The 16,303-nt window shown below is 38.8% G+C and carries 12 protein-coding genes and 1 tRNA gene; 7 read left to right on the top strand and 6 right to left on the bottom strand.

The features are described from left to right. Positions 1-121: 121 nt before the first annotated feature. The 4 genes from ABXG83_RS08155 to ABXG83_RS08140 all read right to left on the bottom strand — a co-directional run bounded on the left by ABXG83_RS08155 (position 122) and on the right by ABXG83_RS08140 (position 5,826). Positions 122-2,593: a TonB-dependent receptor gene (locus tag ABXG83_RS08155; RefSeq protein ID WP_353548360.1), complete on the bottom strand. Its 2,472-nt coding sequence runs from the start codon at positions 2,591-2,593 to the stop codon at positions 122-124. Between the two features lie 164 nt (positions 2,594-2,757). Beyond that, positions 2,758-4,482 carry a serine hydrolase domain-containing protein gene (locus tag ABXG83_RS08150; RefSeq protein WP_353548359.1) on the bottom strand — a complete coding sequence of 575 codons (1,725 nt, stop codon included), beginning with the start codon at positions 4,480-4,482 and terminating at the stop codon, positions 2,758-2,760. Then, positions 4,479-5,570, bottom strand: coding sequence for a helix-turn-helix domain-containing protein (locus ABXG83_RS08145; protein WP_353548358.1), 1,092 nt, complete (start codon positions 5,568-5,570; stop codon positions 4,479-4,481). Before ABXG83_RS08145 ends, ABXG83_RS08150 begins: the two co-directional genes overlap by 4 nt. Positions 5,571-5,755: 185 nt before the next feature. Then, positions 5,756-5,826: transfer RNA gene (locus tag ABXG83_RS08140), tRNA-Cys, on the bottom strand. Positions 5,827-6,006: 180 nt separating this feature from the next. Between ABXG83_RS08140 and ABXG83_RS08135 the strand changes: the two genes are divergently transcribed. From ABXG83_RS08135 to ABXG83_RS08120, 4 genes are all read left to right on the top strand, one after another. Continuing rightward, positions 6,007-7,215: a sterol desaturase family protein gene (locus ABXG83_RS08135; RefSeq protein WP_353548357.1), complete on the top strand. Its 1,209-nt coding sequence runs from the start codon at positions 6,007-6,009 to the stop codon at positions 7,213-7,215. A 477-nt stretch (positions 7,216-7,692) separates the two neighbouring features. Beyond that, positions 7,693-8,169: an Lrp/AsnC ligand binding domain-containing protein gene (locus tag ABXG83_RS08130; protein WP_353548356.1), complete on the top strand. Its 477-nt coding sequence runs from the start codon at positions 7,693-7,695 to the stop codon at positions 8,167-8,169. Positions 8,170-8,204: 35 nt separating this feature from the next. Then, positions 8,205-9,062 carry a Wzz/FepE/Etk N-terminal domain-containing protein gene (locus ABXG83_RS08125; RefSeq protein ID WP_353548355.1) on the top strand — a complete coding sequence of 286 codons (858 nt, stop codon included), beginning with the start codon at positions 8,205-8,207 and terminating at the stop codon, positions 9,060-9,062. A gap of 8 nt (positions 9,063-9,070) precedes the next feature. Next, positions 9,071-10,519 (top strand): O-antigen ligase family protein, encoded by a 1,449-nt coding sequence (locus ABXG83_RS08120; RefSeq protein ID WP_353548354.1) that lies wholly within the window; start codon positions 9,071-9,073, stop codon positions 10,517-10,519. Between the two features lie 3 nt (positions 10,520-10,522). On the opposite strand, the gene ABXG83_RS08115 is transcribed toward ABXG83_RS08120, so the two are convergent. Both ABXG83_RS08115 and ABXG83_RS08110 read right to left on the bottom strand, forming a co-directional pair. Continuing rightward, positions 10,523-11,671, bottom strand: coding sequence for a glycosyltransferase (locus ABXG83_RS08115; RefSeq protein WP_353548353.1), 1,149 nt, complete (start codon positions 11,669-11,671; stop codon positions 10,523-10,525). A gap of 61 nt (positions 11,672-11,732) precedes the next feature. Further along, on the bottom strand, positions 11,733-12,551 hold the full coding sequence (locus ABXG83_RS08110; protein WP_353548352.1) for an alpha/beta hydrolase: 819 nt from the start codon (positions 12,549-12,551) through the stop codon (positions 11,733-11,735). A 75-nt stretch (positions 12,552-12,626) separates the two neighbouring features. On the opposite strand from ABXG83_RS08110, the gene ABXG83_RS08105 reads away from it, so the two are divergent. The 3 genes from ABXG83_RS08105 (at position 12,627) to ABXG83_RS08095 (ending at position 16,224) form a co-directional block, all read left to right on the top strand. Beyond that, positions 12,627-13,067 carry a MarR family transcriptional regulator gene (locus ABXG83_RS08105; RefSeq protein ID WP_353548351.1) on the top strand — a complete coding sequence of 147 codons (441 nt, stop codon included), beginning with the start codon at positions 12,627-12,629 and terminating at the stop codon, positions 13,065-13,067. A gap of 57 nt (positions 13,068-13,124) precedes the next feature. Further along, positions 13,125-14,912, top strand: a complete 1,788-nt coding sequence (locus ABXG83_RS08100; protein ID WP_353548350.1) for an acyl-CoA dehydrogenase family protein — start codon at positions 13,125-13,127, stop codon at positions 14,910-14,912. Between the two features lie 142 nt (positions 14,913-15,054). Further along, on the top strand, positions 15,055-16,224 hold the full coding sequence (locus tag ABXG83_RS08095) for an N-acetylmuramoyl-L-alanine amidase (protein WP_353548349.1): 1,170 nt from the start codon (positions 15,055-15,057) through the stop codon (positions 16,222-16,224). Positions 16,225-16,303: the final 79 nt, after the last annotated feature.

The following is a 16,303-nucleotide window of genomic DNA, read 5'->3' as shown; positions in this document are numbered from 1 at the left end:
AATTTTGTGAAAAAACCATTAAAATACTGGTCTTCAAGGTAAAAAAAGAGCCGCAACGATTTGCAGCTCTTTTTTATGGGGGGCAGATAAAAGCTTTGTAATTAGGGGTTCTATTTAGCTGTTAGTTTCCTCCACCTACTCTACTCTGCTCTTCCTGAGAACCGATCGTTCTTTTACGAGGTTGTGAGCCAGGGGTATTCTTTCCAAAACGTAATGAGAAAGTAACGGCTACCATTCTGGCATCTGGTCTGGCATCAGTACGTACATCTACATCACTGTATTGAGTGGTGGCTCTAAAGCGTTGCCATGCAAAAGGATCACGTATGTTCATTCTTAGTGTACCCCTTCCTTGCATGACCTGTTTTTGTAATCCAATACTTAACAGGTATACCGGATCAAATACTGCTAATTGATCAACTGCTTTATGACGATAGAAACCACTGAGTTCAGCATTCAATCCTTTCTTTTTACTCAATACAAAACTATTGGTAATATTGGTATTAAAAGAAGTAAAGGAAATGTCGATCGGATCAGTATTATAGATGCCTTCGTAATGGTTGTTGAATATCGTCACAAAGAAATTAGCATTCCACCACGATGTAAATCTTGCCGGTGCTGTCACTGATAAACTTACATTGTCAAAGCTGGCAATATTCTCCGAAGTATTGAATGTGATCTTATCAGTTGAATTCTGACGAAGAATTTGAGAGATCACATTATTCGTCGTATTCATCGCTAAAGTGAAAATGAATTTCGATTTGAAGGCATAAGTTAATTCAGCATTATGTGTGAATTGAGGAAGCAAATAAGGATTCCCTACACGATAGGTTAATGAATCCAGGAAGAATGTAAATGGATTCAAGTCCTGGTAATTCGGTCTGGTGATCCTTCTGCTATATGACGCTGTCAGCTGATTTTGCTTGTTGAATGCATAGCTTAAAAATACACTTGGAAATAAGTTGGTGAAATTCCGCTTGAAAGTTGAATCATTGGAAACCTGTCTTCCTTTTGCAATGGTATTTTCTAATCGTAAACCGGTTTGTAAGGTCCACTTGCCCCATTGTTTATTGGCATTGACATACACTGCATTGATATTTTCACGATAAATGAAGTGATTGGATCGGTTATCAGGTATCCATGTTTTATCAGGGAGCTCTCTCTTGTAATCTACTTCATTATCATTTTCTACAATACTACTTTTGATACCAGCCTCAAAACGTCCTCCTTTATACGGTTGTACATAATCAGATTTGAATGACCAAATATTGATCAGTGAAGGGAGATGACCTTTCAGTAGAATCGTTGGGCCTACTTTATTACCAACGCTATTATATACATCTGTTGTGAGTAATAAGTCTGAAGTATTGTTATAGGTAACATAATCAATGTCTGCAGTTAACTCTCTTCCGGTTGAATCAAAATTATGTTTCCAGTTGAGGTTCCCGGTAAAATTGCGGAAACTGCTGATGTTTTTTGTATTAGAGACAAGACTTGACAGAATATTATTGTTATTGTCTTTAATAGTTGAAATACTGGTAGGTGTAGGTCTTCCTTCAAATACAAATCCACTCATCACAACTCCGAAAATATTCTTCTTATTGGGTTGGTAATCCAATCCTAGTCTCAATGTTTGATTAAAATTGCCGAACCGGAAACGTGTGATAAGATCAGATGATCCATCTTTATTTCCCATAGCATCATAAAAATTTCTGTTGATCGTTAAGTTTTGCCTTCCGCGAAAGAAATTGGGGAGATAGCTTCCAAAAAAATTGATCTTATTGTGCTTGTAATTGAATGTAAAATTGTTTTGTGATTTAGGGATTACATGCAAAGCGTTTTCTGGCTTAAACAATGATGCTGTTGCACCGAGTGTAACCGTTCCATTGAAGCCATTGTTTCGTCCCTTTTTTGTTTTGATATTGATGATACCCGAATTACCGGCAGCATCATATCGCGCAGAAGGATTTGTCATGATCTCTACTACATCCAATTCTGAAGCAGGCATATTGCGTAATAAATTGGCAAGGTCTGTAGCAGACATATAAGTTGGTTTTCCATCCAGCATCACGATCACACCTGCTTTACCACGCAAACTGATATTACCTTCATTGCTGACACTCACACCCGGAGATTTCTCCAGTACTTCCAAAGCACTTGAGCCTGCACTGGTTGGAGATGCTTCTACATTAATAATGGTTCTGTCGATCTTGGTTTCTACAAAAGGCTTACGCGCGGTTACAGTTACTTCACTCATACCACGATTACTCGGGCTTAGTGAAATGGCCGGGATCGTTACTGCAGTTGATGAAAATGAAAAGGGTGCCGATGATTGTTTGCCATATCCGATCAGTGTTATGGAGATCCGATAATTCCCGGGCTTGATGTTTAGGAATTCGAACTGACCATTTTCACCACTCACGGCTAGCTTTACCAGGGATGAATCTTTTTGCTGTAGCAATGAAACAGTGGCTGCCTGTAATGGCTTTCCCTGGTCGTCGGTAACAGTACCCGATATCGATGGTGTGGTTTGAGCATAGATGCTGGATAACAAGATCGATAGGCATACTATAAGTAATGTACATTTCATTTTCATGCGTTTCAGTTTAAGCAGTGTAAAGATTTACATCTTCATGCGAATCGAAACGCTAATATGGATAGGGGTTTAATTTAACAGGTGCAGTGGGTGAATATGGCTTGACGAAAAGATTTGGCTTGTCAGTTTGTTACATCGAATTAACCATAAATAAGCTTCGTTAATCAAGGTACACGGATAAACTGTATTCTTTTCACCCTGTCACCACTAAGATAAAGGGTAGTAGGAATACCATTTTCCATGTGTAAAACATAGGATCCTGCTAACATTAGCTGAGGTGTAACCAAGATCCCCTTGTAAGCAGATTCTCCGATCTTGACCGTATAGTTTTTTTCGTTTATCGACTCTAATACTATTGTAACACCTGTCTCTGTATTGAGAAACTGACCACTCCAGATTTCCTTTTTAAAACCATCCCATTTTACGACTGGTCTTTTTAAAGTATAAGGTGCATGTGTTGTATAATATGCAGTGACTAGCATTTCTCCCTGCTCACTCAAATGAAATTCCTGTTTAAAAGCCGGATCATTTTTTTGATGAAAAATATTGGCTGATTCTCTTTCTAAAACAACATCATTTCTACCGAATCTTTTTAGCACCAATTGTTCGTTGATCCGCTCAAATTGAAAACTAAAATTGTTCTCGGTTAAATAGGTGCCTGTTATCTCACTCTCATTTACAAAATTTCCTGTTTTGATCGGTTGCGTAAGAAAAGAAGTTGTTGTATTCTGGAGTGATAAAAACGCGTCTGCCATTTGTCTAGTTTGCTGGGAAGGGATCGATTTACCTGTATTGGTTAAAGTAATCATCGAAAGCGATCGTTCTGGAAACCTTATGGTAGTAGCCTTCCAGGCTCCTGTAGCGCCTTCATGAAAGGTATACTTTATACCTCTATATTCACCGAACTCAAGTCCGTAACCATATTGCTTAGATATCGAAGGATTAACGAGTTGCTGACTTTTGCGTATGATGGGTCTTTTTATTCCTGCATGAACGGTACCTTGAATGATTTTTTCCCAGCGAATCTGGTCTTTTAATGTAGTGAACAGATTGCCATCACCACAGACATTCCATATCCAGGAATAGGTGGTCCAGGTATTGAAATTGAAATAAGCTCTCGCGATCGGACCTTTGATCTTTGTATGATCATCTTCAAAAGATGTTTGATGCATACCTAATTGGCGAAATAGTTCCTTTGTGAATGAACCGAAAGTTTGTCCGGTAACTTTTTCTATCAGTAATGCCAGTAGGATATAATTGCTATTGCTATAGAGGTATTTAGCACCCGGTTCAAAATTGAGATCCCTCTGCTTTTGTATCAATTCCAAGACATGCAGATTATTAAACTGCTGTTTCCACCAGGTAAGCCCTTGTAATGACCATAGATCATATACATCACGAATACCGCTGGTATGGGTCAATAGATTTTCAACGGTAATCGGTCTTTTTATGGAAGGGTACAATGAGGGGAAATATTGTCTGATATCATCAGTCAACTGAAGTTTCTTTTTCTCGATCAAAGAAAGAATGGCTAAAGCTGTGAACTGCTTCCCGTTAGAAGCAATATTGAATCTGGTATGTACCCCGATCCTGGAGCTATCAGTAAAATCTTCAATGCCTGCATATTTTTCATAGACCACTTTACCTTTTTGAATAATAGCTGTTGCGATTCCCGGCGCTTTGGGGGGTACGTCCTGTGTGGCAATACTATCTAGTTGCTTTTGGAGTAATGGCGAAAGTTTGGATTGGGCAGATAGAAGGGATGGTAAAAGAAAGACGAGTAAAATAATTAGGCTATACTTAATCTGATGAAAGCGCATGTTCTTTTTTTCTGCAAAAATGCATTTCGATGCAGCAGAAACGGTCTCATATCTGGAAATGACACTCATTTCTTGGCTTTTTTGTCTACATATTCCTTGGGAGTCATGTTTTTCAATCTTTTAAAAGCTCGGTTAAAAGTTGATTTGGAATTAAATCCAGCGTCATAGGCCAACCCCATGATCGTTTGAGAAGATATTTCACCCGCATCTATTTTCTGAATCACTGACTCGATGCGATACGTATTGATATAATCATTGAAATTCATCCCAAAGCCTAGGTTGATGATCTGTGATACTTTTTTGCTGTGTGTACCCAAACGATCAGCAACGATCGTGATGGTCAATAAAGGGTCTTCATATAATTTTTGCTCTGTCATGAGTAAACTGATCTGCTCTTTCCTTTTTTCAAGATCGGGGATCTGTTCAGCAGGCCCTTCATGCTCACTGATAAGTGCTGATGTATCTTGATGTATCGGCTCTTCTAGTATGCGAAAGGAAGTAGCAGACCGGATATTATTATTGTAGCCATTAATAGAGATAAAGTAAAACAATCCTGAAAAGCTGAGGTAATACCAGAATTTTCGCCCAAATTCTGCCCACTCCGGATTGAGTATGAAAAATAGGAGCCGAATGCCGAGTAATAATACAAAGGCAGTTAAAAATCTTTCTGCCCATTTGAATAAAACTGAGTCTGCAAAGCTGAGCGTGGCATAACTCAGCCCTTTATATTTTTTATATACACGTAAACTTGCGGTCAAATAAATTGTCAGCGAGAGAAAGCCCAAGAGCTGATACCAAAGATCAAAGTCTTTATCACGACCATCTTTATAAAAAAACACCTCTTCAGTAAGCCACTGATCACTAATGAAAATGATCAGCGTATATAATAAGTACAAAACAGCAGGGATAAAATGTAGCCAATCTTTTCGTTGGAAAGAAAATGTTTGATCCAATAATGATCGCACATAGAAATACAAAACAGGGGGTATCAAGAATAATTGCTGAAATGGTACATAAAAAAGTATTTCCCTATAAATGCCACCCGAATACCATCCTGCATAGCCAAGCATGAAGGGTGTGATATAAAGTGTACACAGGAAAGTGAAGAAGCTCAGCCATTTCTGAGCAGTATTATTGTGTTGAATGCCACGCCACAATAGAAGGAAGGTAAAAACCAATCCATGAAAAAAAAAGACAAAGAGAAAAGAACTCTTTAAAGAAAAATCAAAGGGCATATTATTATTCGTTCGGTCATCAGATTATTGAAAATACGAACAACTGAGAGAAAATAAATACCGATTGATATGTATGATTTTAGTCCGATAAGCAGGATCAAAAATAGACGTCACGGATGGATTCGAACCATCGTAGAAGGTTTTGCAGACCTCAGCCTATCCACTCGGCCACGTGACTATATTTCTTGAAGTGCATTTTGATCACTGTCTATCAGAAGGTACGGAAGTAAAACATTCATAGTAAACAGCAGTAATGATGGGTGCTTTCGGCGGTAAAATTATCAGAATTTTATAAGTCTACCAATTTGGTAGGATAATATTTTAAAATTAATTTTATCCCTCAACATGGAAAGTATCTATGACCAAAATCAATTTTCTCGCGCTGGCAGTACCATTCTTTATTGGATTCATTTTATTAGAGTATTATGTTAGTTGTAAAAGAAAAAAAAGAGTCCACCAATTTGAGGAGTCCATCGCTAATCTAAATGTTGGTATTGCTGAAAGGGTAACTGATTTACTCACGACAGGGGCATTTTACTTTGTTTTTTCCTGGATCTATTCTCATTATGCAATTTTTGATATCCGCCCAAGCTTCATTACTTGGGTTTTGATTTTCTTGGTCACAGATTTTGTATGGTACTGGTACCACAGATTTGGGCATAAGGTGAATTTATTCTGGAGTGTTCATGTGGTGCACCATCAAAGTGATGATTTCAACTATACGGTTTCTACACGTATCACCATTTTTCAGGCGATTGCTCGTGGATTATTTTGGTCGGTTCTGCCGCTTTTAGGATTTCCTCCGGATATGATTGCTATTTTCCTGATTATTCATGGGGTATATCCTTTCTTTACGCATACACAACTGGTAGGAAAATTAGGCTGGTTGGAATATGTTTTTGTAACACCCTCACACCATCGGGTTCATCATAGTAGTAATCCTGAATACTTGGATAAAAATTATGGTGATATACTGATCATTTGGGATAAACTTTTAGGAACGTTTGCAGAAGAAAAAAGCGAGCCTAAATATGGGCTCACCAAACCTTTGAATAGTTATAGTTTCTTATGGCAACACTTTCACTTCCAGCTTGAATTGTTATTAGCACTAAAAGAAGCAAAAGGAGTAAAAGCCAAGTTAAAAGTGCTATTAGGTAAGCCGGATGATATTGACCCTGTTCATCGTGAATACCTTGAGCGGAAATTATTGAATCGAAATAAACAAAGTATGCAACTTGCATTACAGCGCCTGATTTTACTGAATACAGTGATTACGCTTATTATTTTATTTTTCACATTATTACTAACAGAATACTTTACTACAGAACAACAAATTTTATTGTGTCTTTTTATATTGATCAGTATTGTGAATTCAGGTGCCATGATCGAGCAAAAGAGATGGGTATTTTATCTCGACTATATTCGATTACTATTAATTGGATTGATCCTATATGCATTTATACCCAGTGGTTCAATCCTAATTTCATTAACCATTCTAGGATTGGTCCCTTTGGTCTTTTATAAAAGCACACAAAAAAGATATTACGCTTATTTGTATAATGGATAGTAGCTCTTGGAAGAAAATATTTCTTTAAAAAATTATGTCCAAGATTCGATATGATACATAATTAGGGGCGGAAACTAAAAATCCTGTAGCCCATTTTAACATGGATGTATAAAACACAAACGCCTTGTAATAAAATTACAAGGCGTTTGTATTTAAAAGCTGTAGGGGGAGGGATCGAACCTCCACGAGGCAGTTAGCTATAGCGCAAAGTTCAGTGGTCGACCCTGGTCTCCCGATTTTCACCGGGAGGCTCTACACTACGTTTGTCCTGTTATCCTCACCCCCGAGACAAGAGGGCATGTCTGCCGAAAAATTTCATCACCCCACAGTATATAAGAGCTTTGTCTTTGTTTGACAACACAATATTAAGATAAAACACTTATTCGTTGTATAAATTTCAACAATTAATTTTAAAATATAGATATTATTCAATAATTTTGATTTTATATTGAAAATAATCTAAAAACGAATCATAAAATGTCTACCAAATTAAATCTTGACAAACTGGACTACCAGATCATACAAGAAATGATGGAGAATGCCGAGATATCTTACGCCGATTTAGGTAAGAAACTCTTTGTATCCGGCGGTACCATTCATGTACGGATCAAAAAGCTAGAAGAACTAAAGGTAGTGAAAGGTAAAAAATTATCTATAGATCTCAAATCTCTCGGCTATGATGTGATAGCATTTATTGGTGTCTATCTGGAAAAAAGTTCACTTTATGATACGGTAGCAAAAGAACTAAAAAAGATTCCTCAGATCGTTCGACTAAACTATACCACAGGCAACTATAGTATGTTCGCTGAGATCGTTTGTAAGGATATTCAAGAGCTGCGATATGTATTGCATGATGAATTACAAAAGATAAAAGGTATTGAAAGAACAGAAACCTTTATTTCATTGGAAGAGAGTTTGGACAGAAATGTAGTGGTATTGCCTTCCGATACTTAAAACAGAATCAATTTTTAATTGTATTTTCAAATGCTATGACCACATCCGGTTTACATATGGCCAACACGGTTCAGGTATTGCAAAAAAATACCCGCTTCATTTTCTTCTTCACATTATTAGCAATGCTGATAGCTTTTGCAACAGTGATGTTGGTGCCGAAGTATTTTCGGTCCAGTGCCAGAATCATTGCTGCAAATCCACAACTAGCTGATAAGTCCAGGTTGTTCAATGAAAATATTCAAGCACTCTATTCTTATTTTGGTTCCGGTGATGATCTGGATCGCATCATAGGAGTGGCTGATATGGACACCACTTACAAACAACTCATCGATCAATTTGATCTGATCAACTACTATGAGCTTCAGGGCGATTCAGTTCCATTGCTTAGGAGAAAAGCGGTATTAAAACTTAAAAAAGATATTTCCTTCCAGCGTACGGAGCAAGGTCAGATGCGGATCATTTGTTGGACAAAAGATAGTCGCTTATCTGCGAATATCATCAATTCAATGATCGAGATTGTACAGGGAAAATTGGAATCTATTTGGCTCAGTAATTATCAGGATGCTGTTAGCAAACTCAATGCGTCTATCCTCATTAACGAACAACGATATGCCTCTTTGAGTGATAGTATTTCAAAGGTCAAACCGGCACAACAAACTTTGTTGCAAAAGCATATGGAGACCCTGTTAGAGGAATTATCGCGGTATCGCAAAACAGCCGCCTCGTTTACGCTCATGGGAGAAACAGCACCACCGGCATTATATGTACTAGAAACAGCAGTGCCAGCAGCCAAGGCCGAAAGACCCGATAAACTCAATGCTATTTTGATTTCAGGGTTGGCGGGATTTCTTTTTTCGATTCTGTTCTTACTCTTGAAAGATAGAAGATCATAAGCTTAAACATGCAGCTGCCTATCCGCCATAATGGATTTTTTATAACTGCATCATTGTTATTTGTGTGTGCAATTATTGCCTCAATCCTCTTTCATTCGTATTCTTTTTTGCTGCTACCTTTCGTAGTATTATTAGCGCCTTTTGTTTTTGATGGGTTGATCAACACTACTGAAAAATTGTTTTGGCTGTTATTGGCCTTACTGCCGGTCTCTACTGAGATCAATATCACACCTTCACTAGGTCTTGATTTTCCGGATGAAGCCATTATGATGCTACTTACTGCGATGGCATTGCTTCGCTGGTGGCATCAACCTAAAGACTTTCCGAATATTGTATGGCTACACCCATTGTTTCTCTTATTGATGGTACATCTGCTTTGGATCACCATTACCTGCTTTTACTCTGAACAACCATTGCTGTCTATCAAGTTCTTGTTGGCGAAAAGCTGGTATGTCATTCCATTTGTTATTCTACCTGCTTTGTGGCTCAATTCCATCAGTAATATTGAGAAGATGACCCGATACTTATTAGTACCAATGGGTGTTGTAGTACTGATTACTTTACTACGCCATGCCATGAATGGTTTTAGTTTTGAAAGTATCAATCGCCATCTCTTTCCTTTTTTTAGAAACCATGTGAATTATGGCGCAATGCTGGTTTGTTTATTAGCGCTTGCTTTTGGTGCTTATCAGCATGTCGGGCACAATAAAAAGTATGCATTGTTCCTGCGGTCTTTTTTAGTACTGGGAATTATCGCATTGATTTTTTCTTACTCAAGAGGTGCGTGGCTGGCATTGATCGGTGGACTCATCATGGTGGGGGTGATCAGAAAAAAAATGACTGGCTTATTGATCATTACTGCTTTGCTAACTGTATTAATTTCAACTGTATGGCTGTCTACCGATAAACGTTATTTCCGTTTTGCGCCGGATCATGACAGAACTATTTTTCATACTGATTTCTCCCAACATATGTCAGCCACTATTGCATTGAAGGATGTTTCCAATGCAGAGCGATTTTATCGATGGGTGGCCGGTGCACGTATGTTTGCGGAGCGTCCGCTTACCGGTTTTGGGCCTTCTACTTTTTATACCAATTACAGACCTTTTACAGTTAAGCGATTTGAAACATGGGTGAGTAATAATCCCGAACATTCAACCGTTCATAATTATTTTCTTTTGACAGCACTTGAGCAAGGAGTGATCGGATTACTGATCTTTTGCTCCTTGTATTTTTTGATGCTGTGGCGTATCCAAAAAATCTATCACCAGCTTCAAAGTTATTTCTTTCGTAACGTGGCATTAACAACCGGTGCCATACTCGCCATGATCGGGATCATCAATTTTATGAGTGACATGATTGAGACTGATAAGATCGGAACCTTGTTTTGGCTCTGTCTCGGAATGGTGATGATATTAGAAGGAAAACTCAAGGAAGAAAAAATGAGTTTGGCTTGATCTTTACTTCACAGATCTTCCTTTCCACTGATAACTCCCAAATTTACCCAGCCAACCTGCGATCACGGTGTATAGTAGATGTAAAGGCTGCATCAATGGAAAATACAATAGGGCATCACTGTGTCGGTAAAATTTACTTACAGGCCACAAGAAATATAATTCCACCATTATTTTGATCAGCATCAGTGTAAGCCAGTGTGCTATTTCTCCCGCTACAAACAGATTGATCGGTAGTAAGAATACCAAGCCCAGATTGACAGCATAAACCAATGCCAGTATTCGGAAAACGGATCTATCATCATACCGATCCGCTTTACTAGCCCATCGGATTCGTTGGTTGAGAAACTGATTCCAAGTTTGCATGGGTGCTGTGGTCACAATAGCTGCGGGGTGAAATAAATAACCTAATTGTGTTGGATACTGTTGTTTGATCTTATACATCAGCAACATGTCGTCACCGCTTGCAAGCTGATCAATACCCTTGAATTGCCCCACTTCATAGAAGACCTCTTTTTTATAAGCAAGATTAGCACCGTTACACATCGTATGATAGCCTGCTGATACAGCAGCGGCAGTAATACCTTGTAAACTCAAAAAGTCGAGTAACTGAAAGAGCGATAAGATACTTGGATGATGGGTGAACATGACAGGACCCGCTACTAATACATGATTGCTTGTTTGAATAGATGCATCGTATAATTCCAGCCATCTTTCAGGAATATTACAGTCAGCATCTGTGGTAATGATCCAATCACCCTGGCTTTTACTGATCGCTAATTCAATCGCCTTCTTTTTATAAGCATTGATCGTGGAGCCGTCTACATGATCTGCAAGATTAATCAAATGAAGCTGAGGATATTCTTGTTGTAAGGCTTTTATGACGTCAGCTGTTCCATCAGTAGAATGATCATTCACTACGATCACTTCGAGTAAGTCTTTTGGATATGGTTGTTGAAGTATTCCTCTCAAACAGGTTTCAATATTTGCTTCTTCATTTCTTGCAGGAATGATCACCGAGAAGGAAGTGGCGGCAGAAGTATTCTTGTTCGGCTCAAATACTTGTAATCGACAAAACCATTTTCGATACTGCACGATCAGTATGCAGTATGCCAATAACAGTATGGAGATCAATAGCAGAGCAGCCAAGTACATGGAACAAAGAAACTTAATAATATGCAACTATCAGCATCCTGTGTTTGTAGACATCCAGCATTCAGTTGGAATTTTTAAGTTGCGCAGCGCTCAGTAGATCACCTATATATTTTTCTTGCAGCAAATGATGACCAGCCGATAGGTCAGTAACAGTTACCCATGCATCCAAACCTTTTTGAAACCGATATCCATGTCTGGAAACGATCACCCTGTCGTACTTGCCAAAAATGAGGCGGATGGATAGCTGATGTTTGGTTATGATCTTTTTCAGAGCTGTAAGATTCGGTCGGAAATAACGCATGGTGGTCCATCGTTGGTACAATATTTTTCTTTCATGCGCATGATCCAAGTAATGATGCACGAAACGGATGATGCTTTTATTGAATAAACCCAATGAACCTGCTATACGCATCAATACAAACATCCACCCGGGATGTTGCATCGAAAAGGCAAATAGGCGATTCCCAAGCGCCGTTTGGGTAGATAGTCTTTGCCAGATGTTTTTGTGTAATCCGTCAGGTGCTATTAATACCAGTTTACGAAAACGATGTGGGAATGATGCTAATAGCTGTAAACAAACCCGTCCACCCATGCTGTATCCCATTAAAAGAATACGACTTTCCTCGGGAATGATCCTATTCATGATCTCTAGTAGTTCAAAGGGGTGCAGCACAAGACCTTCATTCCATTTTGTGTTTCCGTGGAAGGGTAAATCAATGGCAATCAATGTATAGCTATTCCCGAGTTCCTGTTCAAAAATCTTAAACTTACCGCCATCCTCTCCGTAGCCATGGAAGCAACAGATATAGGTCGGTCCAGACCCAAAACGATGGTAATGGACAGTGGATTGACGGTACGTTATAAAATGCTGGTTTGACAAGAGAATTTTAAGGTTTTATTCTTGGCAATCTCAAAGAAACGAATTTACTTTGAAAATAGTTGCATAACTAACTATATGCCAAACAACCAATTTAAGAGAGGAGAATTATACAGCGTAATCAATGGAATGGCCTCCACGGCAGTTGCCAGAAGATTACAAAAGAATTTTCGACAAGCGGGTCTTGAGATCACGATCGAACAATGGAGTGTTTTATACCACTTATGGAAGGAAGATTGTTTGAGTCAGCAGGAATTGTGTAACAGAACCTTTCGTGATAAGCCCAGTATTACCAGGCTGATCGATAATCTCGAGAAACAAAAACTGGTAAAAAGAACCGCATCGAAAGAAGATAGAAGGATCAATCTGGTTTGTTTGACTGATGCTGCTAAAGCACTTCAAGACATTACCATTGATCTGGCAAATCAAACGATGAATGAGGCATTGGTTGGTGTGAACAAAGAAGAGATCGAAACAGTGAAGTCGGTGTTTCAAAGGGTTTATGATAATCTAACGTAGTCCATAGTCCATGGACCATAGACCATGGACTCAATCAATAAATTAAACTGTCTTCCCATGGAAACAAAACAAGCAAAAGCCCTGTTGGGTGGTGAGTGGCTCATTAAAGAGAGTAACCCTTTTGAAACCTTCATACCGGAGGATTTCAACGAAGAGCAACGCATGGTAATGGATATGTGTACTCAGTTTCTGGATGCTGAAGTACTTCCAATTGTGGAACGAATTGATAAGCTTGAGACAGGCTTGATGCCTTCATTGTTAGAGAAGGCAGGGGAGCAAGGACTGTTGTCTACTTCTTTTCCGGAACAGTATGGAGGTCTTGGAAAAGATTTTATTACCTCTACCATTGTCAATGAAGGTTTGGGTGGAGGACATTCTTTTTCCGTTGCAGTAGCAGCACACACCGGTATTGGATCTTTGCCGATCCTTTATTTTGGTACAGAAGAACAGAAACAGAAATATATTCCGAAGCTTGCCAGTGGTGAGTGGAAGGGTGCTTATGGTTTAACAGAACCCAATAGCGGCAGTGATGCTCTCGGCGCTAAGACTACAGCTAAGTTGAGTGATGATGGAAAATATTATATCCTGAATGGACAAAAATGCTGGATCACCAATGGTGGTTTTGCTGATGTGTATACTGTCTTCGCCAAGATCGATGGTGATAAGTTCACCGGGTTTATTGTAGAGCGTGGTTTTGAAGGATTTTCTCAGGGTCCGGAAGAACATAAGATGGGTATCAAAGGATCCTCAACGGTTCAGTTGTATTTCCAGGATTGTAAAGTGCCTGTTGAGAATGTATTGGGTGAGATCGGTCGTGGACACGTGATCGCTTTTAATATTCTCAATATTGGTCGATTAAAACTTTGTGCAGCTGCATTGGGTGGATCAAAGCGCGCGGCTACCACCTCTATTCAGTATGCCATTACCCGTGAACAGTTCAAACTACCGATTGCAAAGTTTGGTGCGATCAAACATAAAATGGCTGAAATGGCTATTCGTATGTGGGTTTGTGAAAGTGCTTTATATCGTGCTTCTAAATGGATCGATGATAAAGAACATGAGTTAATGAACAGTGGTAAGAGCTTTGCAGAAGCACTGCTCGGAGCTGCTGAAGAATATGCGATTGAATGTGCTATGTTAAAAGTGTATGGTAGTGAAGTGTTGGATTATGTAGTAGATGAAGGTGTTCAGATCCATGGCGGTAATGGTTTTAGCGATGAGTATATGATCTCAAAAGCATACCGAGATAGTCGTATCAATCGTATTTATGAAGGCACCAATGAGATCAATCGTTTATTGACCGTGGATATGGTATTGAAGCGTGCAATGAAAGGTAAATTGGATCTGATGGGACCAGCCATGGCTGTGCAAAAAGAGTTGATGAGCATTCCTGATTTTGGTGCAGAGGAAGAAGGCGCTTTTGCAAAAGAGTTGAAGTACATCGCTAACTTCAAAAAATCGATCCTGATGGTAGCCGGAGCAGCTGTTCAAAAACTGATGATGCAATTGGAAAAAGAACAGGAAGTGCTGATGAACATAGCAGATATGGCAATAGAAACCTACAATGCTGAAAGTGCTTTGTTGCGTGTCATAAAGCTGACCGAGCAGAAAGGAGAAGCTGCTGTTAAATTGCAGGCAGACATTATGCGTACATATCTCTATGATGCTTCGGATCGTATCAATAAATCAGGAAAAGATGCTTTGAATAGCTTTGCGGAAGGTGATGAATTAAGAATGATGCATATCGGATTAAAGCGTTTCACCAAGGTAGAACCCTTTAATACCAAGGATGCCCGCCGTAGGATATGTGAGAAATTGGTGGCGGACAATGGCTATCATTTCTAAGAAAAAAATCAGGGAAAAATTACCTTTTTTCACAAAGATTTTACATATTTGATTTTTGTTTTACGGTTGCTTGCTCAAACAAAGGTCTCACTGTTCAAAAGCAGTGAGGCCTTTTTATTTGGATTTATCCTAAATTGATCCAATGAAACATCTCATTCTGCTACTACTCATCGTTACTTATTCTCAAGTGCAAGCACAAAATCGTTTGTATGAACCTTGGATCGGAAGGTCTACCGGCAAATTACCTGCACTAGCATATGGTTTGGGAGAAGATCGATTGGGGGGTGCTAAAATGGGGTATATCGATTCTAATGTTGCCCTTCGTATCATGGATACTGTCAAAGGCATGTATTTGGTTCAATTATCAAAATTTCATCAGGCATATATTGAGCAATCGTATGTAAGAACCGATAGTCTGAATAAACTAAAACCTTGGTATGTTACCGGATCGATCAGTGCCAAAGGAGACTCTGCATATGATTATATCAATGTAATCATGGAAGAAAAGCTTCCATATAAAACATGGATGGAGATCAATCCATCCAAAATTGTGGTAGATATTTTCGGTGTACAGAGTAATACCAACTGGATCACACAACTCACTTCTTTAAAAGAAGTGAAGAATGTTTATTATCATCAAACAGAGGATGATGTATTCAGAGTAACCATTGAACTACAACACAAACAACATTGGGGTTATAGTGTGGGATATAGTGGGAGAGCGTTGGTTGTGAAAATCAAACGTCAACCTGCGATATTGGATCTACGCAAACTAAAAATTGCCATTGATGCCGGACATGGAGGAACAAATACCGGAGCCAGTGGTATCAAGGCTAAGGCGTCTGAAAAAGTATATACACTTCGTTTTGCAAAAGCACTTCAAAAATACCTCAAAGCAAAAGGCGTGAAGCAAATTATCATGACACGTACAGAAGATACTACGTTCGATAATAAGGATCGTATTCTTTGGCTACAGGAACAAAATCCGGATGTACTGATCAGTTTGCATTTGAATTCAAGTGCCAATACGAATGTGAGTGGAACGAGTACATACTATAAGCATATTGGATTTCGGCCACTTACAACATCCATTCTTAAACGAATGCTTGAATTAAAACTAAATGAATTCGGGAATGTAGGCAGCTTCAATTTTGCACTCAATTCGCCAACCGATTTTCCGAATGCTTTGGTAGAGATTGCATTTTTAAGCAATGAAGCGGATGAGAAGAAAATCATCAACACCAAATTTCATTCCGATGTTGCAACAAAAATTTATTCGGGATTGTCCGATTGGTTAAAAACTTTAAAGTGATAAGTTGTATACATAAAGAGTCCTTATCTCTTACTGTCGATGCACATTTATAAACAGTATGAGATAAGGACTTTCAATA

The organism is Sediminibacterium sp. KACHI17 (genome assembly GCF_040362915.1).
Lineage (GTDB): Bacteria > Bacteroidota > Bacteroidia > Chitinophagales > Chitinophagaceae > Sediminibacterium.
Note: the sequence above shows the minus strand (reverse complement) of the source record. Positions and strands in the feature narration are given on the sequence as shown.